At 59.5% G+C, this 18,737-nt stretch carries 15 protein-coding genes; 10 read left to right on the top strand and 5 right to left on the bottom strand.

Annotated features, from left to right (window positions below; translation table 11 throughout):
* Nucleotides 1-14: 14 nt before the first annotated feature.
* The 9 genes from AC3WOK_RS15265 (at nt 15) to AC3WOK_RS15225 (ending at nt 8,206) form a co-directional block, all read left to right on the top strand.
* Complete coding sequence (locus AC3WOK_RS15265) at nt 15-791, top strand: DUF4311 domain-containing protein (RefSeq protein ID WP_024907277.1); 777 nt, start codon at nt 15-17, stop codon at nt 789-791.
* Between the two features lie 13 nt (nt 792-804).
* Complete coding sequence (locus AC3WOK_RS15260) at nt 805-1,446, top strand: DUF4310 family protein (protein WP_014068673.1); 642 nt, start codon at nt 805-807, stop codon at nt 1,444-1,446.
* Between the two features lie 42 nt (nt 1,447-1,488).
* Nucleotides 1,489-2,622, top strand: coding sequence for an amidohydrolase/deacetylase family metallohydrolase (locus tag AC3WOK_RS15255; RefSeq protein ID WP_492354766.1), 1,134 nt, complete (start codon nt 1,489-1,491; stop codon nt 2,620-2,622).
* Nucleotides 2,606-3,724, top strand: coding sequence for a DgaE family pyridoxal phosphate-dependent ammonia lyase (locus AC3WOK_RS15250; RefSeq protein WP_059311891.1), 1,119 nt, complete (start codon nt 2,606-2,608; stop codon nt 3,722-3,724). Before AC3WOK_RS15255 ends, AC3WOK_RS15250 begins: the two co-directional genes overlap by 17 nt.
* Nucleotides 3,721-4,461: a 2-dehydro-3-deoxy-phosphogluconate aldolase gene (dagF, locus tag AC3WOK_RS15245; protein WP_047346172.1), complete on the top strand. Its 741-nt coding sequence runs from the start codon at nt 3,721-3,723 to the stop codon at nt 4,459-4,461. The genes AC3WOK_RS15250 and dagF overlap by 4 nt, the downstream gene beginning before the upstream one ends.
* An 84-nt stretch (nt 4,462-4,545) precedes the next feature.
* Nucleotides 4,546-5,682, top strand: a complete 1,137-nt coding sequence (locus AC3WOK_RS15240; RefSeq protein WP_063957381.1) for a lactonase family protein — start codon at nt 4,546-4,548, stop codon at nt 5,680-5,682.
* Between the two features lie 19 nt (nt 5,683-5,701).
* Nucleotides 5,702-7,612: a BglG family transcription antiterminator gene (locus AC3WOK_RS15235; protein ID WP_063431769.1), complete on the top strand. Its 1,911-nt coding sequence runs from the start codon at nt 5,702-5,704 to the stop codon at nt 7,610-7,612.
* Nucleotides 7,613-7,689: 77 nt separating this feature from the next.
* Nucleotides 7,690-7,932 carry a type II toxin-antitoxin system RelB/DinJ family antitoxin gene (locus tag AC3WOK_RS15230; RefSeq protein WP_025759087.1) on the top strand — a complete coding sequence of 81 codons (243 nt, stop codon included), beginning with the start codon at nt 7,690-7,692 and terminating at the stop codon, nt 7,930-7,932.
* On the top strand, nt 7,922-8,206 hold the full coding sequence (locus AC3WOK_RS15225; RefSeq protein ID WP_447855005.1) for a type II toxin-antitoxin system RelE family toxin: 285 nt from the start codon (nt 7,922-7,924) through the stop codon (nt 8,204-8,206). The genes AC3WOK_RS15230 and AC3WOK_RS15225 overlap by 11 nt, the downstream gene beginning before the upstream one ends.
* A 3-nt stretch (nt 8,207-8,209) precedes the next feature.
* Here the strand turns inward: AC3WOK_RS15225 and nrdG are convergent, their stop codons facing one another.
* The 5 genes from nrdG to treR all read right to left on the bottom strand — a co-directional run bounded on the left by nrdG (nt 8,210) and on the right by treR (nt 15,501).
* Nucleotides 8,210-8,674: an anaerobic ribonucleoside-triphosphate reductase-activating protein gene (gene nrdG, locus AC3WOK_RS15220; RefSeq protein ID WP_447855006.1), complete on the bottom strand. Its 465-nt coding sequence runs from the start codon at nt 8,672-8,674 to the stop codon at nt 8,210-8,212.
* Nucleotides 8,675-8,797: 123 nt separating this feature from the next.
* Nucleotides 8,798-10,936, bottom strand: coding sequence for an anaerobic ribonucleoside-triphosphate reductase (gene nrdD, locus AC3WOK_RS15215; RefSeq protein WP_059311886.1), 2,139 nt, complete (start codon nt 10,934-10,936; stop codon nt 8,798-8,800).
* A 376-nt stretch (nt 10,937-11,312) separates the two neighbouring features.
* Nucleotides 11,313-12,956 carry an alpha,alpha-phosphotrehalase gene (treC, locus tag AC3WOK_RS15210; RefSeq protein ID WP_492354765.1) on the bottom strand — a complete coding sequence of 548 codons (1,644 nt, stop codon included), beginning with the start codon at nt 12,954-12,956 and terminating at the stop codon, nt 11,313-11,315.
* Nucleotides 12,957-13,007: 51 nt separating this feature from the next.
* The gene (treB, locus tag AC3WOK_RS15205) at nt 13,008-14,426 is read right to left on the bottom strand and encodes a PTS trehalose transporter subunit IIBC (RefSeq protein ID WP_047346434.1); all 1,419 of its coding nucleotides are present in this window, start codon (nt 14,424-14,426) and stop codon (nt 13,008-13,010) included.
* Between the two features lie 127 nt (nt 14,427-14,553).
* The gene (treR, locus tag AC3WOK_RS15200) at nt 14,554-15,501 is read right to left on the bottom strand and encodes a trehalose operon repressor TreR (protein ID WP_447855008.1); all 948 of its coding nucleotides are present in this window, start codon (nt 15,499-15,501) and stop codon (nt 14,554-14,556) included.
* Between the two features lie 391 nt (nt 15,502-15,892).
* Here treR and mgtA point away from each other — a divergent pair, with 391 nt between their 5' ends.
* Nucleotides 15,893-18,601, top strand: a complete 2,709-nt coding sequence (gene mgtA, locus AC3WOK_RS15195) for a magnesium-translocating P-type ATPase (RefSeq protein ID WP_492354764.1) — start codon at nt 15,893-15,895, stop codon at nt 18,599-18,601.
* The last annotated feature ends 136 nt before the right edge of the window (nt 18,602-18,737 follow it).

The following is an 18,737-nucleotide window of genomic DNA, read 5'->3' as shown; positions in this document are numbered from 1 at the left end:
AAAAGGGCAGACTGATGTTCTTAATTATATTAATAAAATCGCTCATCATCGGCGGCCTGGTAGGCGTCGGTGTCGGAGCCGGGGCTGCACGCATGTTTCATGCGCCTACCACTCAGGGTATGGGCGCGTTTCGTACGTTGGGGGAACTGAACTCCTGCGAAGGGGACCCAGCGTCTCACTTCTCCTTTGGGTTAGGTTTCTTCTTTAACGCCTGGGCCTCTTCCGTGGCCGCAGGGGCTTTCACACAGGACGTTGACCACCGCATCATCCCGAACTGGGGTGCTGCTGCACTGATGATCAAAAACCGTAACGTCGGCGAAACGCTGCACGATCCGCGCAAAATGGCGATTGCCTGCGGCCTGATCGGCATGATTGTCGTGACCTTCCTTAACCTTACCGCCTCCTCCGTACCGGCTGCGCTTCAGGTCACCGCCGTCAAGGTGCTGGTGCCGGCGGCAAACCTGCTGGTGAACACCGTGATGCCGGTGATCTTCTGGCTGGCGGCCATCGACGCGGGTAAAAAATCGGGCTTCTGGGCGACCATTTTCGGCGGCGCAGCGCAGCTGATTATGGGCAACGCCGTGCCGGGCCTGGTGCTGGGGATCCTGATTGGTAAAGGCGTAGAGGAGAGCGGCTGGAACCACGTCACCAAAGTGATGATGGCGGCTATCGTCCTGCTGTTCGTGCTGAGCGGCTTCTTCCGCGGCTTCGACATGAAGATGATCGAATCCTTCCATCTGACCGTGCCGAACTGGCTCGACATGATCCACAACTCGCTCAGCGGTAAATAACAGGAGCCTCTACATGGAACAGAATAAAGGTTTTTGGTATGCCGACTGGTCGTTCCCGATCTTCGTTGGCCTGCTCTCCTCCGGCGTGTTTGCCGGGACGCACATGTACTACCTCTACGGCATCGGCGCGTTTAACGAAGTGGCCTTCGTGGCGATGCTGAAAGCGGGGATTGATACCGGCGTCTACGGCGCGGTGGCGGCGTTCGGCGCAAGCTTCCTGTTCGCCCGCATTATCGAAGGCTCGCTGGTCGGTATTCTCGACATCGGCGGCGCCATTCAGACCGGCGTGGGTCTTGGCGTTCCGGCGCTGCTGCTGGGCGCGGGGATCATGTTCCCGGTGACCAACTTCATTGCCGCGCTGATTACCGGCCTGGTGATTGGCCTGGCGATTGGCTACGTCATTATCCTGGCGCGTAAGTTCACCATCAATCAGAGCAACTCCACCTACGGTGCAGACGTGATGATGGGCGCGGGTAACGCCTCCGGCCGCTTCCTCGGGCCGTTGATTATCCTCAGCGCCATGACCGCCTCCATTCCGATTGGCGTGGGTTCTCTGCTGGGGGCACTGCTGTTCTACATCTGGCAGAAGCCCATTACCGGCGGTGCGATCCTCGGTGCCATGCTGTTGGGCTGGCTGTTCCCGGTCGCCCTTTAATACCCGCGGGCGCTCAGGCGCCCGCCTTATCAGGAGATCCTCATGTTTGATTTACTCCTGCGCCGCGCGCGCCTTGCCGACGATACCCTGACCGATATCGCCATCCAGGACGGGAAGATTGCGGCGCTGGGCGACATTGACGCTCCCGCCAGCAAAACGGTTGAGCTGAACGGCAACGTATTCGTTAGCGCAGGCTGGATTGACTCCCACGTCCACTGCTACCCGAACTCCCCGATTTACCACGACGAACCGGACAGCGTCGGCATTGCCACCGGCGTCACCTCCGTAGTGGATGCAGGCAGCACCGGGGCCGACGACGTGGACGATTTCTATGAAATCACCCGTAAAGCGACAACCGACGTCTTTGCCCTGCTGAACATCTCCCGCGTGGGGCTGATTGCCCAGAACGAGCTGGCCAATATGGCCAACATCGACGCCGACGCGGTCAAACAGGCGGTTAAACGTCACCCCGATTTTATCGTTGGCCTGAAAGCGCGCATGAGCAGCAGCGTGGTCGGTGAAAACGGCATTACGCCGCTGGAGCGCGCGAAAGCCATTCAGAAAGAGAACGGCGACCTGCCGCTGATGGTACACATCGGCAACAACCCGCCGAACCTCGACGAAATTGCCGAGCTGCTGAGCTCGGGCGACATCATCACCCACTGCTACAACGGCAAGCCCAACCGCATTCTGACGCCCTCCGGCGAGCTGCGCGCCTCCATTACGTCTGCGCTGAAGCGTGGCGTGCGTCTGGACGTCGGCCACGGCACGGCGAGCTTCAGCTTTGAGGTGGCGAAACGCGCCATCGCGATGGGTATTCTGCCGCACACCATCAGCTCGGATATCTACTGCCGCAACCGCCTTAACGGCCCGGTAGGCTCGCTGGCAAGCGTGATGTCGAAGTTTCTCGCTATCGGCATGTCATTGCCACAGGTGATTGACTGCGTAACCGCCAACGCCGCCGACGGCCTGCGCCTGACGCGCAAGGGCCGCATTCAGCCGGGTCTCGACGCCGACCTGACGCTGTTCACCCTTAAACGTCAGCCGACGGTGCTGACGGATGCCGAAAACGACAGCCTGCAGGCTGAACACATTCTGGTGCCGCTTGCCGCGATCCGCGCGGGCAAGGGCTACATGACCGAACAAGGGAGCACGGAACATGCCTTCGATTTATGAGAAGTACAACTTAAAGCAGGTTATCAACACCTCCGGCCGCATGACGGCGCTGGGCGTCTCCACGCCGCGCCCGGAAGTGGTGCAGGCGGCAATGGACGGCATGAATCACTATTTTGAGATGAAGGATCTGGTTAACAAAACCGGGGAATACATCGCGAAGCTGCTGGACGTGGAAGGGGCGACGGTGGTCTCCTGCGCGTCGGCGGGCATTGCCCAGTCCGTGGCGGCGGTGCTGGTGAAAGACAGCGACTGGCTGCTGGAAAATCTGCACGTTACGCCGGTTGAGAACAACGAAATCGTCCTGCCGAAAGGCCATAACGTTAACTTCGGCGCGCCGGTTGGCACCATGGTGGCGCTGGGCGGCGGTAAGCTGGTGGAAGCGGGCTACGCCAACGAATGCTCCGCCGATCAGCTGGCGGCGGCGATCACTCCGCGTACGGCGGCGATCCTTTACATCAAATCTCACCACTGCGTGCAGAAAAGCATGCTCAGCGTCGAGCAGGCGGCGGTGGTTGCGCGTAAGCACGATCTCCCGCTGATCGTCGACGCGGCAGCGGAAGAAGATCTGCATACCTACTACCGATCCGGCGCCGATCTGGTGATCTACAGCGGCGCGAAGGCGATTGAAGGGCCAACCAGCGGGCTGGTGATCGGCAAGACCCAGTACGTTGAGTGGGTGAAGCGTCAGACGGCGGGCATTGGCCGCGCGATGAAGGTGGGTAAAGAGGGCATTCTTGGCCTGACCTGCGCCATCGAACACTACCTGACGGCGACCAAAGAGAGCGGTGCAGAGATGGTGGCGAAGATGACGCCGTTTATCGACGCGCTCAACACCCTGAACGGCGTCACCGCGCGCGTGGTCTGGGACAGCGCGGGACGCGACATCGCGCGCACCGAGATTAAGTTTGACGAAGCTACTACCGGCGTCGGCACCGGCGAGCTGGTGAACGCGCTCAAGCAGGGCGAATACGCCATTTATTTCCGCGGCTACAAGGCCAACGAAGGGATTATCGAAGCGGACGTGCGCAGCGTAAACGCAGACCAGCTGAACATCGTGTACCGCCGCATTAGCGAAGTCTTAGGACAGGAGAAAAAAGCATGAAACTGACCCCCAATTTTTACCGTGACCGCGTCTGTCTGAACGTGCTGGCAGGCTCCAAAGCCAACGCCAGCGCCATTTACGAGGCGGCGGAAGGTCATGTGCTGGTGGGCGTGCTCTCCAAAAATTACCCGGACGTGGACAGCGCCGTCGCCGATATGCGTGAATACGCCGCGCTGATTGATAACGCGCTCTCTGTGGGCCTGGGCGCGGGCGACCCGAACCAGTCGGCGATGGTGAGCGAAATCTCCCGCCAGGTGCAGCCGCAGCACGTTAACCAGGTCTTTACCGGCGTCGCCACCAGCCGCGCGCTGCTGGGGCAGAACGACTCCGTGGTCAACGGTCTGGTCTCCCCGACCGGCACCGTCGGCATGGTGAAAATCTCCACCGGCCCGCTGAGCAGCGCGGCACCGGACGGTATCGTACCTGTGGAAACCGCGATTGCCCTGCTGAAAGATTTCGGCGGCAGCTCCATCAAATACTTCCCGATGGGCGGCCTCAAGTGCCGTGACGAGTATAAAGCGGTGGCGGAAGCCTGCGCCCGTCACGACTTCTGGCTGGAACCGACCGGAGGTATCGATCTGGAAAACTTTGAGGAGATCCTGCAGATCGCCCTGGACGCGGGAGTGAGCAAAATCATCCCGCATATCTACAGCTCGATTATCGACAAAGCCAGCGGTGATACGCGTCCGGAAGACGTGCGTACGCTGCTGGCGATGACGAAGAAGCTGGTGAAGTAAAACCTGCCCCTCACCCTAACCCTCTCCCTTTGGGAGAGGACCGGGGTGAGGGGAAACACACCGCACTCACCTGAAGGAGCCACCATGCACACCCGTAACCTGCTTGTTGCTTCACTCTCTTTACTTGCTACCGCCGCAGTCGCCCAGACGCAGTACGCCTGGGTGGGCACCTACAACCCCAACGGTGAAGGGCTGTACCGCTTTACCGTTGACCCGCAAAGCGGCGCGCTCGGCAATAAAACGCTGGTGAGCAAGCTGCCTAACGCCGCGCAGCTGGCCGTCTCGCACGACGGCAAAACGCTCTACCTGGCAAGCGAGGTGGAGCAGGGCGTGGTGCAGGCGCTGCGGATAGGCGATAACGGTGAGCTGAGCGAGCTCAATCAGGCGGCGTCCGGCGGCGCGGGGCCGGTCTATCTTTCGCTGACGCCGAACGGCAAGCACCTGCTGGTGGCCAACTACGTCAGCGGGTCGATTGCCGTTTTACCGATCAAGGCAGACGGCAGCCTGGGTGACGCCACGGACAAGCATCAGGATCAGGGTGAGCCTGGCGCGGCAAAACCGGAAGCCGCTGCTGAGGGCAGCTTTGCCATCAGCGATCATAACGGCCCCCACGCGCACATGATCGCCGCCGATCCGAGCGGCAAGTACGTATTTTCTACCGATCTGGGACTGGATCGCATCTACCAGTACCGCTTTGACGATCGAACCGGCAAGCTGACGCCGAACGATCCGCCGTTTATCAGCGCCTCCTCAAAAGGAGCCGGGCCGCGCCACTTTGTCTTTACGCCGAAAGGCGATGCCCTGTGGCTGATTAACGAAGAGGCGTCTACGCTCACCCATTATACCGTGAGCGCCAACGGCACCTTAAAAGAGGGCAAAACGCTTTCAGCCCTGCCGGAAGGTTACAAAGGCACCAGCTTTGCCGCCGGGCTGGCGTTAAGCGCCGACGGAAAGCAGCTGTATGTGGCTAACCGTTTGCATAACAGCATCGGGCACTTTACCGTAACAGCGGAGGGCACGCTGACGCATCAGGACGATGTGTGGACGCGCGGTGATTACCCGCGCACCCTGACGCTCGATAAACAGGGGCGCTGGCTGTACGTCATGAACCAGCGGAGCGACAACATTACCCGTTTCCGCGTCGGTCAGGACGGCAAGCTGAGCTTTGAGCCAGACTATACCCCGGTCGGCAGCCCATCCCAGATGGTCATTTCACCTTAAGCCGTAAGAGGACAACGACGTGCGATTCCCGAACCAACGTTTAGCGCAACTTTTCGATCTGTTGCAAAACGAGACGCTGCCGCAGGACGAGCTGGCGCAGCGGCTGTCGGTCTCCACGCGAACCGTCCGTGCGGATATCACCGCCCTTAACGCGCTGCTGGCAAGCCACGGCGCGCAGTTCATCCTGAGCCGGGGCAACGGCTACCAGCTCAAAATTGAGGATGCCGAGCGCTATCAGCAGCTGCAGGCCTCCCACCCGCGCGCGCTGCGCATTCCGCGGACCGGGCCGGAGCGCGTGCATTATCTGGTGGTGCGTTTTCTCACCTCGGCGTTTTCCCTCAAGCTTGAGGATCTGGCGGACGAGTGGTTCGTTAGCCGCGCCACGCTGCAAAGCGATATGGCGGAAGTGCGCGAGTGGTTCCACCGCTATAACCTGACGCTGGAAACCCGTCCGCGTCACGGGATGAAGCTGTTTGGCAGCGAGATGTCGACCCGCGCGTGCCTGACAGATCTGCTCTGGGAGCTGGCGCAGCAGGACAGTCTGAACCCGCTGGTGACCGACGTGGCGCTGAATGCGGGCGTGGCGGAGCAGATGGTGCCCGTGTTGCACGACGCGCTGACGCGTCATCACATTCGCCTGACCGACGAGGGCGAGCTGTTCCTGCGCCTGTACTGCGCGGTGTCGGTGCGCCGCATCAGCGAAGGTTACCCGCTGCCGGAGTTCCATGCCGAAGACGTGGAGGAGAACGTGCGCGAGGCGGCGAAAGATATCGCCGTGACAATCCAGCAGCTGGCGGGCAAGGCGCTTTCACCCTCGGAGGAGAGCTGGCTGTGCGTCCACATCGCCGCGCGGCAGATTCAGGAGATCGCGCCCAGCGCCATTAACGCCGACGACGACGAAGCGCTGGTCAACTACATCCTGCGCTACATCAACACCCACTATAACTACAACCTGCTCAGCGACGAACAGCTGCACGCGGATCTGCTCACGCACATCAAAACCATGATCACCCGCGTGCGCTATCAAATCATGATCCCGAACCCGCTGCTGGATAACATCAAGCAACACTATCCGATGGCGTGGGACATGACGCTGGCGGCGGTGTCGAGCTGGGGCAAATATACGCCGTACGTGATCAGCGAAAACGAGATTGGCTTCCTGGTGCTGCACATCGGCGTCGGGCTGGAGCGCCACTACAACATCGGCTACCAGCGCCAGCCGCGCGTGCTGCTGGTGTGCGACGCCGGTAACGCCATGGTGCGCATGATCGAGGCGGTGCTGCAGCGCAAATACCCGCAAATTGAGATGACGCGCACCCTCACCCTGCGCGAGTACGAGCTGACCGAATCCATCAGCGAAGACTTTGTTATTTCCACCGCCCGCATCAGCGAAAAGTCGAAACCTGTGGTGACGATCGCCCCGTTCCCGACCGACTATCAGCTGGAGCAGATTGGCAAACTGGTGCTGGTGGACCGCACCCGCCCGTGGATGCTGGATAAATACTTCGACGCGGCCCATTTCCGCATTATTGACACGCCCGTCGACCAGCAAACGCTGTTCCGTGAGCTGTGCGAGCAGCTTGAAGAAGAAGGCTTTGTCGGGGAGGCGTTTCTGGATTCCGTCGTCGAGCGTGAAGCCATCGTCAGCACCATGCTAGGCGACGGCATCGCGCTGCCGCACTCCCTCGGCCTGCTGGCGCAGAAAACGGTGGTCTACACCGTGCTCGCCCCGCACGGCGTCCAGTGGGGCGACGAAACCGCGCACGTCATCTTCCTGCTCGCCATCAGCAAAAGCGAATACGAAGAGGCGATGGCGATTTACGATATTTTCGTCACCTTCCTGCGCGAACGCGCGATGTCACGGCTCTGTAGCTGCAGGGATTTTGCCGAGTTTAAGGCGGTGGCGATGGAGAGTTTGAGCCGGTTTTGAGAGGCGTTATCCAGAATTCGATGTAATGCGAATGTAATGCTAAAATGCATTACATATTCGTTTTTACTGGAGGCATAATGGCCACGCTTAACGTCCGTCTGGATGACAAACTCAAAAACGAGGCTTACGCCGTGCTGGAAAAACTCAATATCACCCCTACGGAAGCGGTGCGACTACTGTTTCAGTACGTAGCTGAAACAGGGCGCATGCCCGTGAAAACGGTCACGATTAGCGACAGCGAAGATGCGCTGATACAGACGGTCCGGGAGCGGCTGGCTAATCCGCAGAAGGGCGTTAAGGTTAGTCTGGATGACTTATGAGCTGGCATTTGACCCCAGGGCGCTAAAAGAGTGGCACAAGCTGGGCGATACGGTGAAAGCCCAGTTTAAGAAAAAACTTGCCGACGTGCTGGCGAAACCCAGGATTGAATCAGCCCGCTTACAGGGCCTGCCTGATTGCTACAAAATCAAACTTAAAGCGTCCGGCTATCGCCTGGCCTATCAGGTTCAGGACGAAGTGGTGCTGGTTGTTGTGATTGCCATTGGGAAGAGAGAGAAATCAGCCGTTTATCATGATGCAAACAAACGGCTTTAGCATTTAACGCAGATGATGCACAACCTGGTTACTGCTGCCGCGCCAGATAAGCGACGGGTCTTTTAAATCCTGCACAAACTTGCCGTCGACCAGTACGTTAATCAGATTCACCACTTCCATTTGCTGCGCGTTCAGCTCATCCAGCCTGTAGCCCGTCCAGACCCAGATGTCTTTTCCCGCACATTCGCGGCGAATGCGTTTCACCAGCTTCAGGATATCCGGCACGTTTTGCGGATGCAGCGGATCGCCACCGGAAAGTGAGATCCCCTGACGCTTGATGCGCGTGTCGTTCAGGTCGTTGACGATCCTGTCTTCCATCTCGGCGGTAAACGGCATGCCGGAATTGAGGCGCCAGGTGCTTTTGTTGTAGCAGCCGGGGCATTCGTGCACGCAGCCTGAAACAAACAGGGTGCAGCGGGTGCCAGGGCCGTTAACGATGTCGACGGGGTAGTACTGGTGATATCGCATAGAAAATGTCCAGAGAATGTGTGCGCGCTGATGCCCTCACCCCGGCCCTCTCCCAATGGGAGAGGGTGAAGAGTTCCCTCTCCCTTGAGGGAGAGGGGGAGGGTGAGGGGGAGAACACGGAACTTACCCGATCTGCCCATTCCCTAAATGCTTCACGCGGCGCTTCACCTCTTCCTGCTTGCCGGCGTTAAACGGACGCGCGTCCGGGCTGCCGAGATAGCCGCACACGCGGCGGGTGACGGAGACGCGGGCCGCGTCGTGGTTGCCGCATTTCGGGCAGGTAAAGCCTTTGCTGGTGCACTCAAACTCACCGGTAAATCCGCACTCGTAGCACTCGTCGATAGGCGTGTTGGTGCCGTAATACGGCACGTGCTGGTAGCTGTAATCCCACACGTCTTCCAGCGCCTTCAGGTTGTGCTGAATGTTCGGGTACTCGCCGTAGCAGATGAAGCCGCCGCTGGCGATCGGCGGATACGCCGCTTCGAAGTCGATCTTGTCGTACGGGTTAACCTTTTTCTCCACGTCGAGGTGGAAGCTGTTGGTGTAGTACCCTTTATCCGTCACCCCTTCCACAATCCCGAACTCGGCGGTATCCAGACGGCAGAAGCGGTCGCACAGGTTTTCGCTCGGCGTGCTGTAGAGGCTAAACCCGTAGCCGGTTTCCTCTTTCCACTGGTCTACCGCGTCGCGCAGGCGCTGAACGATGGCGATGCCTTTCTCACGCAGCGCTTCGCTGTCGTACATGTGCGTATCGCCGGCCAGCGCGTTGATGGTTTCATGAATGCCGATATAGCCCAGCGAAATCGACGCGCGACCGTTTTTGAAGATTTCGGACACGTCATCGTCCGCCTTCAGGCGCACGCCGCAGGCTCCTTCCATATAGAGGATGGGCGCGACGCGGGCTTTCACCCCTTCCAGACGCGCGATGCGGGTCATCAGGGCTTTACGCGCCAGCTGCAGGCGCTCGTCCAGCAGCGTCCAGAAGGCGTCTTCATTCCCTTTTGCTTCCAGCGCGATGCGTGGCAGGTTCAGGCTGATTACGCCCAGGTTGTTGCGACCGTCGTGGATCTGCTCACCGTTTTCGTCTTCGTACACGCCGAGGAAGCTGCGGCAGCCCATTGGCGTTTTAAACGAACCGGTCACTTTGACGACCTGATCGTAGTTCAGGATGTCCGGGTACATGCGCTTGCTCGCGCACTCCAGCGCCAGCTGTTTGATGTCGTAGTTCGGATCGCCAAACTTGTGGTTCAGGCCGTCGCGGATGGCGAACACCAGTTTCGGGAACACGGCGGTTTTGCGGTTTTTGCCGAGCCCGGAGATGCGGTTGCGCAGGATAGACTGCTGGATCAGACGCGATTCCCAGCTGGTGCCCAGACCGAAGCCGAAGGTCACAAACGGCGTCTGGCCGTTGGCGGTGTGCAGGGTGTTTACCTCATACTCCAGCGACTGAAACGCGTCATAGCACTCTTTCTCGGTGCGGGAGTGGGCGTAGCCGTCCGCGTCCGGGATCTGCCACTCTTCGGCCGTTTTACGGTGCTTGTTGAAGCTTGCCGTCACGAACGGAGCCAGCACTTCATCAATGCGGTTAATGGTGGTGCCGCCATAAATGTGGCTGGCAACCTGAGCGATAATCTGCGCGGTGACGGCGGTGGCCGTGGAGATGGACTTAGGCGGTTCAATCTCGGCGTTACCCATTTTAAAACCGTGGGTCAGCATGCCTTTCAGGTCGATCAGCATGCAGTTGAACATCGGGAAGAACGGCGAGTAGTCGAGATCGTGGTAGTGGATCTCGCCGCGCTCGTGCGCCGACACCACGTCGCGCGGCAGCAGATGCTGGCGGGCATAGTGTTTAGCCACGATACCGGCCAGCAGGTCGCGCTGGGTCGGGATCACTTTACTGTCTTTATTGGCGTTTTCATTGAGCAGCGCAGAGTTGGTCTGCTCGACGAGGCCACGGATCTCCTGGTTCAGACGGCCGCGCTTCTCGCGCTGCACGTCACGATCGTGGCGGTATTCAATGTAGGCGCGCGCCAGTTGCTTGTACGGGCCCGCCATCAGCTGGTTCTCAACCGCGGTCTGGATCTCGTTGATATCGACCTGGCTGCGTTCATTCATCTGGCTGCTAACGATTTCTGCGACGGTGGCGCAGTAATCTGCGTCATCGACTCCCGCTGCTTTAGCTGCACGCAGAATGGCTTCCTGGATGCGCTCTGATTTAAACGGCACTTTACAGCCATCACGTTTCATCACATGCGGTGTCATGATCACTCCATTTTTTAAAAACAGGTTATCCACAGAGGCGGAGAAGTATTCAAAGGCTGTATTGTCAGCCAGGTGAGAGACTTCCCTCGTTCCCGACCCTTGTTATCCACAATTCCGGAGAGCTGAGTCGCCGTCTTGTTGTTGGAATAGTAGACGATTAATACAAGATGTTGGGTCGGCGTGCATTTTAAGTGCTACATATAGTGATTTGCATCAAACATGTTTGCGATTTATTTGATTCAGAACAAAGTAAAAAGACGAGAGTACAAACGGCGGGCGCTGTAGCGATTGTAAATCCGGGAAGGAAAAATCTGATTAATTATTCAACAAAAACAGTAAAGTAAGCCGGGCGCAACGGGTGCGCCCGGTAAAGCTATTACGCCTGTAGCCACCAGACGGCTTCAAACGGACGCAGCGTCGTTTTATTTGGCGACGGATAGTTGCTCATCACCGTCTGCCACTCGCCGCTCAGGAGGTCATTCGTCCATTCATGAGGCTTATCGCTCAGGTTCGCCATCACTATCAGCGTCTGCCCCTGCCACCGGCGGCGATAGCACCACAGGGAAGGGTGGTCAGGCAGTAAATCCTCATAATCCCCCCACGTCAGCACCGGCAGGGTTTTGCGCAGGCTAATCAGCGACTGGTAGGTGTAAAACACCGAATCCGGGTCATCGAGTGCCGCGCGGGCGTTCACGGTTTCGTAGTTGTCGCAGACGCCAATCCACGGCTCGCCCTCGCTAAAACCCGCATTGTGCGACGCGTCCCACTGCATCGGCGTGCGTCCATTATCGCGGGACTTACTCGCCAGAATCGCCAGTAGCTCGTCCGGCTCGCGGCCGTTGGCCCGCAGTTCCGCGAACATGTTCAGGCTTTCCACGTCGCGGTAATCGGTGATGCGGCTGAAGTGCGGGTTGGTCATGCCCAGCTCTTCGCCCTGATAGATATACGGCGTACCCTGCATGCCGTGCAGCACCATGCCGAGCATCTTTGCCGCAGCCACGCGGTGTTCCCCTTCGTCACCAAAGCGCGATACGATGCGCGGCTGATCGTGGTTACACCAGAACAGCGCGTTCCAGGCTTTATTGTGCATCCCCTGCTGCCAGTGGCGGAAGAGGGTTTTCAGCGCGACGAAGTCCGGCTTCGCCTTCGTCCACTTTTCGCCGCCGGGGTAGTCCACCTTCAGATGATGGAAGTTAAAGGTCATCGACAGCTCGCTGCCGTCGAGCGACGCGTACTGCTGGCAGTTCTCCAGCGAGGTCGAGGACATCTCGCCTACCGTCATCAGGTTGCGTGGGGTGAAGACGTCGCGGCTCATCTCCTGCAGATATTCGTGGATGCGCGGCCCGTCGGTATAGAAGCGGCGGCCGTCTCCGATGTTGTCGTCCGGGAAATCCTGATCTTTTGAAATCAGGTTAATCACGTCCAGACGCAAGCCGTCCACGCCGCGATCGGCCCAGAACTCGCACACTTTTTTCAGCTCGGCGCGCACCTCCGGGTTCTCCCAGTTGAGGTCCGCCTGCTCCGGCGCAAACAGGTGCAGATAGTACTGCTCGCTCTCGGCGTGCCAGCGCCAGGCGTTGCCGCCAAACTTGGAGCGCCAGTTGTTGGGAAGCTGCTCCGGCGTGCCGTCGCGCCAGATGTAGAACTGGCGGTACGGGCTCGATTTGTTCAGCGATTCGCGGAACCAGGCGTGCTGCGTGGAGGTGTGGTTAAACACCATATCCAGCACGATGCGAATGCCGCGCGCGTGCGCCCCGGCAACCAGCTCGTCGAAGTCATCCAGCGTGCCGTAGGCCGGGTCAATGGCGGTGTAATTCGCCACGTCGTAGCCATTATCCACCTGCGGGGAGATATAGAACGGCGTCAGCCAGATGGCGTCAATGCCGAGGGTTTTCAGGTAGTCCAGACGCTGCGTCACGCCGCGCAGATCGCCGGTGCCGCTGCCCGTGGTGTCCTGGAAGCTCTTGGGATAGATCTGATAGATGACGCCGTTTTGCCACCAGTGAGGAAGAGTATTCATAGTACGTTCCTGCAAATGCGAAGGGGCGCAACTGCGCCCCGAAAGAAGACGTTAAACAATCTGCAGCGTGCCCTGACGGAACTTACGCTGGTAAACCACGGTGGTGAGCGCCATTGGGACGATAATCGCTACCGCCATCGCCAGCGCAAACACCTGCCAGAACGCGGGCTGGATGGAGAGGATGCCCGGCAGCCCGCCGACGCCAATCCCGTTTGCCATCACGCCGTTCAGGCCACACAGCAGGCCCGCCAGACCGGAACCGATCATCGCGCAGAGCATCGGGAAGCGGTATTTCAGGTTGATGCCGTACATCGCCGGTTCGGTGACGCCGAGGTAGGCGGAGATGGCTGCCGGAACGGAGATTTCACGCTCGTTATGCTTGCGGCTAACGATGATGATGCCGGTCACCGCCGATGCCTGCGCAATGTTAGACAGCGCGATAATCGGCCAGACCGGCGTGCCGCCGAGGCTTTGGATCATCTGCATATCAATCGCCAGCGTGGTCTGGTGAACGCCGGTGATCACCAGCGGGGCGTACAGGAAGCCGAACAGCGCGGCGCCGATCGGCGCGAAGCTGCCGGTCATCAGGTGACGCACCGCGAAGGCCACGCCGTCGCCGATCATGCGGCCAAACGGACCGATAAAGGCGTGCGCCAGGAACACCGCCAGGATCAGCGAGCAGACCGGCACCACCACCAGATAGAGGTAATCCGGCACGATGCGCTTCAGGCGCGTTTCAATAAAGCCCAGCGCCAGACCGGCCAGAAGTGCCGGGATCACCTGCGCCTGATAGCCCACCTTAGCGATGGTAAACAGGCCGAAGTTCCACACCTCAGGCACCTGCTGACCAAGTAAGTAAGCGTTCATTAACTGTGGAGAGACCAGCGTGACGCCCAGCACGATACCCAGAATCGGCGTGCCGCCCATTTTGCGCACCGCGGACCAGCAAATCCCCACCGGCAGGTAGAAGAAGATCGCTTCGCCAATCAGCCACAGGAAGTCATAGATGCTTTGCAGCGCCGGGTACATCTGCGCCAGGGTTTTGCCGTCGCTCATCGGAACATCGCCGATGACGTTACGGAAGCCTAAGATTAAGCCCCCGCTGATCAGCGCCGGCAGTAGCGGGAAGAAGATCTCCGCAAAGTGGGAAATCAGCTGCTCATGCCATTTCATATTCTGGCGCGCGGCCTTCTTCGCCTGCTCTTTATCAGCGGAAGAGTGCCCGGTTGTCGCCAGCAGAGCCTGATAGTAATCGCCCACTTCGGTACCGATAACGACCTGGAACTGACCGGCGTTGGTGAAGCAGCCTTTTACCATGGAAAGTTCTTCAATCGCCTTCGGATTGGCTTTGGCCGGGTCGTTCAGCACGAAGCGCAGGCGGGTAATGCAATGGCTGACGGTGGCGATGTTCTCGCGGCCGCCGACCAGGACGATCAGCCGATCGATATCTGCTTGTTTGACTTTACTCATCATGAAACCTCATGACAGATGGGAGGGGTGTAATGACCTGAGCGCAAGCCTACTCCTTCAGCGTGACGGCGAAAATGGGAACGTTCCCGAAATCGGGCGAAGATCACAATAAACCGTTGAGCGGGGCTTAAGAAAGGTGGGCGGGAATAACGATCTGACGCGGCTCAGCGCGCCCGTTGATCTGCTCGATCAGCTGCGCGGCGGCCTGCCTGCCGGACTCGGCGTAGCCCGGATCGACGGTGATAATTTCCGGGTGCAGGAACTTCATCAGCGGCGTGCTGCCGACGCTCGCCACCTGCAGGTTATCGATGCGCTGCTCCTGGATATATTTGCTCGCGCCCAGCGCCAGGGTATCCGTGGCGCACACCAGCGCGGTGGTCTGCGGCGTCAGAACGCTGGCGGCCTGCTCGTAGCCCTGCTTCATGCCCAGCCCCGGCAGGGAGGCCACGGCGGAGAGGTTGTGCTGTTTGCAAAACGCCAGATAGGCTTCATGGCGGCGCTTGCCGGTGGTGACGTCCGCATGGGGAACGCCGAGGAAGCTGATGTGGCGATGGCCTTGCTCGTACAGGCGCTGCATCAGGGTTACGATGGCGCCTTCATCGTCATAGCAGACGGACGCGAAACCGTGGGCATCGCGCGCCAGCAGCACCAGCGACGGCTGCCAGGGTTTCAGCATTTCGTCTTTTATGCCGGTAAAGCCAAACAGCACCACGCCGTCAATGTTGCGCCGCTTGAGCATACCCAGATGCTCTTCAACCAGCTGCACAGAGAACTGGCTCTCCATCATGATCGGGTCATAGCCCTGCTCGTAGAAGGCGGGCAGCATGGTCTGGACGGCGAGATTCTCGGAGAGCGAATCCAGACGCGAGACAATGATCGCGACCACTTTGTCGCTCTGCCCGCGCATGGCGCGCGCGGAGCGGGAAGGGGAAAAGCCGTGCTGGTTCATGACCGCCTCGACGCGTTCGCGGGTGCGTTCGCTGACGCCGCTTTCGTTGTTCAGCACGCGTGAGACGGTCGATTTCCCCACGCCGCTTAAACGCGCGATGTCTTTAATCGTTAGGCGGTTCTGCATGCTGTATTCCCTGTAACAACGACGATGTAGTGAATTGAGCCTAATGCTATAGCGCGATTTCGCTATGGGCAAAGTCTGGTTTACGTTCGGTTTATTTGCAGGGGGGTATAATACCGCCCGAATCGCCACAAAGGGTACGCTTAAATCCTTATACTGCGCGGCGACACCCTACTTTTTACTTACCGGAGGCTTTATGGATCCCGATCCCACACCTCTCCTGAACGGGAGAATGCGTTCTTTCCGGTAAGCCAGCCTGTTGCTGACTCACCGGTGATGTGAGGCAGCAACGTCATAAACGTTCCTGCTTGAAAAATTGAGTGCCTCTCAGGTACGGCCTTGCCACGCCTGAAGGAAATGCTGCGTCCGCGCTTGCGGATGCGGAGGAATGACTATGTTTAAAAATATCACCCGGCAGTTGCAGGCGCTGCTGAGCCGCCACCTGCCACACCGTCTTGTTCAACGCGACCCGCTGCCCAATGGCAAAAACGTGGCGGGCGCCGCGATCCCCGCGTCCCTGACCGAGCGCTGCCTGAACGTGGCGGCGATGGATGAAAACGAAGTCTGGCGCGCGTTCGGCGGACACCCGGAAGGGCTGAACGCTTCAGAAGTGGAAAAAATCCGCGCCGTGCACGGCGATAACCAGATCCCGGCGCAAAAGCCGTCTCCGTGGTGGGTGCATCTCTGGCTCTGCTACCGTAACCCGTTCAACCTGCTGCTGACCGTGCTCGGCCTCATCTCCTACGCGACGGAAGATCTGTTTGCCGCAGGGGTGATTGCCCTGATGGTGGGCATTTCCACGCTGCTGAACTTTATTCAGGAGGCCCGCTCCACCAAAGCGGCGGACGCCCTGAAGGCGATGGTCAGCAACACCGCGACCGTCTCGCGCGTGATCAACGATCTCGGTGAAAACGCGTGGGTCGAACTGCCCATAGACCAGCTGGTGCCGGGCGATCTGGTGAAGCTGGCGGCGGGAGATATGATCCCGGCGGATTTACGCATCATTCAGGCACGCGATCTGTTCGTGGCCCAGGCCTCGCTGACCGGGGAATCCCTGCCCGTTGAAAAGGTGGCGCGCAGCCGTGACCCGCAGCAGATGAACCCTCTCGAGTGCGACACCCTGTGCTTTATGGGCACCACGGTGGTCAGCGGCACCGCGCAGGCGATTGTCACCGCCACCGGGGGCAACACCTGGTTTGGCCAGCTTGCCGGGCGCGTCAGCGAGCAGGAGAGCGAGCCGAACGCCTTCCAGAAAGGCATTGGCCGCGTCAGCATGCTGCTGATCCGCTTTATGATGGTGATGACCCCGATCGTGCTGCTGATCAACGGCTACACCAAAGGCGACTGGTGGGAAGCGGCCCTGTTTGCGCTCTCCGTGGCCGTCGGCCTGACGCCGGAAATGCTGCCGATGATCGTCACCTCCACGCTGGCGCGCGGGGCGGTGAAGCTCTCTAAACAGAAAGTGATCGTTAAACACCTCGACGCTATTCAAAACTTTGGCGCGATGGACATCCTGTGCACCGATAAAACCGGCACGCTGACGCAGGACAAAATCGTGCTGGAGAACCACACCGACATTTCCGGCAAAACCAGCGAGCGCGTCCTGCACAGCGCGTGGCTGAACAGCCATTACCAGACCGGGCTGAAAAACCTGCTCGACGTCGCGGTGCTGGAAGGGGTGGATGAAGAGTCAGCCCGCACGCTCTCCGGCCGCTGGCAGAAGGTGGATGAGATCCCGTTCGACTTCGAGCGCCGCCGCATGTCGGTGGTGGTAAGCGAGCAGCAGGACGTCCACCAACTGATCTGCAAAGGGGCGCTGCAGGAGATCCTCAACGTGTCGACGCAGGTGCGCTATAACGGCGACATCGTGCCGCTGGACGACACCATGCTGCGCCGCATCAAGCGCGTCACCGATAACCTGAACCGTCAGGGGCTGCGCGTGGTGGCGGTGGCGAGCAAGTGCCTGCCCGCGCGTGAAGGGGACTATCAGCGTATCGACGAATCCGATCTGATCCTCGAGGGTTACATCGCCTTCCTCGATCCGCCGAAAGAGACCACTGCGCCGGCGCTGAAGGCGCTAAAGGCGAGCGGCATCACGGTGAAAATCCTCACCGGCGACAGCGAGCTGGTGGCGGCCAAAGTGTGCCATGAGGTGGGGCTGGACGCGGGAGACGTGGTGGTGGGAAGCGATATTGAGCACCTCTCCGATGACGAGCTGGCTAGGCTTGCCCAGCGCACCACGCTGTTTGCCCGCCTGACGCCGATGCACAAAGAGCGCATTGTCACCCTGCTCAAGCGCGAAGGGCACGTGGTGGGCTTTATGGGCGACGGCATCAACGATGCGCCCGCACTGCGTGCGGCGGATATCGGCATCTCCGTGGACGGCGCGGTTGATATCGCCCGCGAAGCGGCGGATATCATCCTGCTGGAAAAGAGCCTGATGGTGCTGGAGGAGGGCGTGATCGAAGGGCGTCGCACCTTCGCCAACATGCTCAAGTACATCAAGATGACCGCCAGCTCCAACTTCGGTAACGTCTTCAGCGTGCTGGTGGCAAGCGCGTTCCTGCCGTTCCTGCCGATGCTGCCGCTGCATCTGCTGATCCAGAACCTGATGTACGACGTGTCTCAGGTGGCGATCCCGTTTGATAACGTGGACGACGAGCAGATCCAGAAGCCGCAGCACTGGAACCCGGCGGATCTCGGTCGTTTTATGCTGTTCTTTGGGCCGATCAGCTCCATCTTCGACATTCTCACCTTCTGCCTGATGTGGTTTGTGTTCCACGCCAACACCCCAGAACACCAGACCCTGTTCCAGTCCGGCTGGTTCGTGGTAGGTCTGCTGTCGCAGACGCTGATTGTGCATATGATCCGCACCCGCCGCATTCCGTTCATCCAGAGCCGCGCCGCGTGCCCGCTGATTGTGATGACGGGGATTGTGATGGCGCTCGGCATCGCGCTGCCGTTCTCCCCGCTGGCGAGCTACCTGCAGCTGCAGGCGCTGCCGCTGAGCTACTTCCCGTGGCTGGTGGCGATCCTCGCTGGTTATATGGTGCTGACGCAGATGGTGAAAGGGTTCTATGCGCGTCGGTATGGGTGGCAGTAAGTTATGTTTGCCGGGTGGCGGCTTCGCCTTACCCGGCCTACTCACGAAACGTAGGCCCGGTAAGCGCAGCGCCACCGGGCAATAGCTTTCCTCTCAAATTCAACAACCTGTGATCTCCGTCGGCTCAATCGCTTGA

The organism is Enterobacter sp. FW301-JW81, from assembly GCF_058788735.1.
The sequence above is the reverse complement of the archived record's forward strand: the minus strand, read 5'-3'. Positions and strand labels throughout refer to the sequence as shown.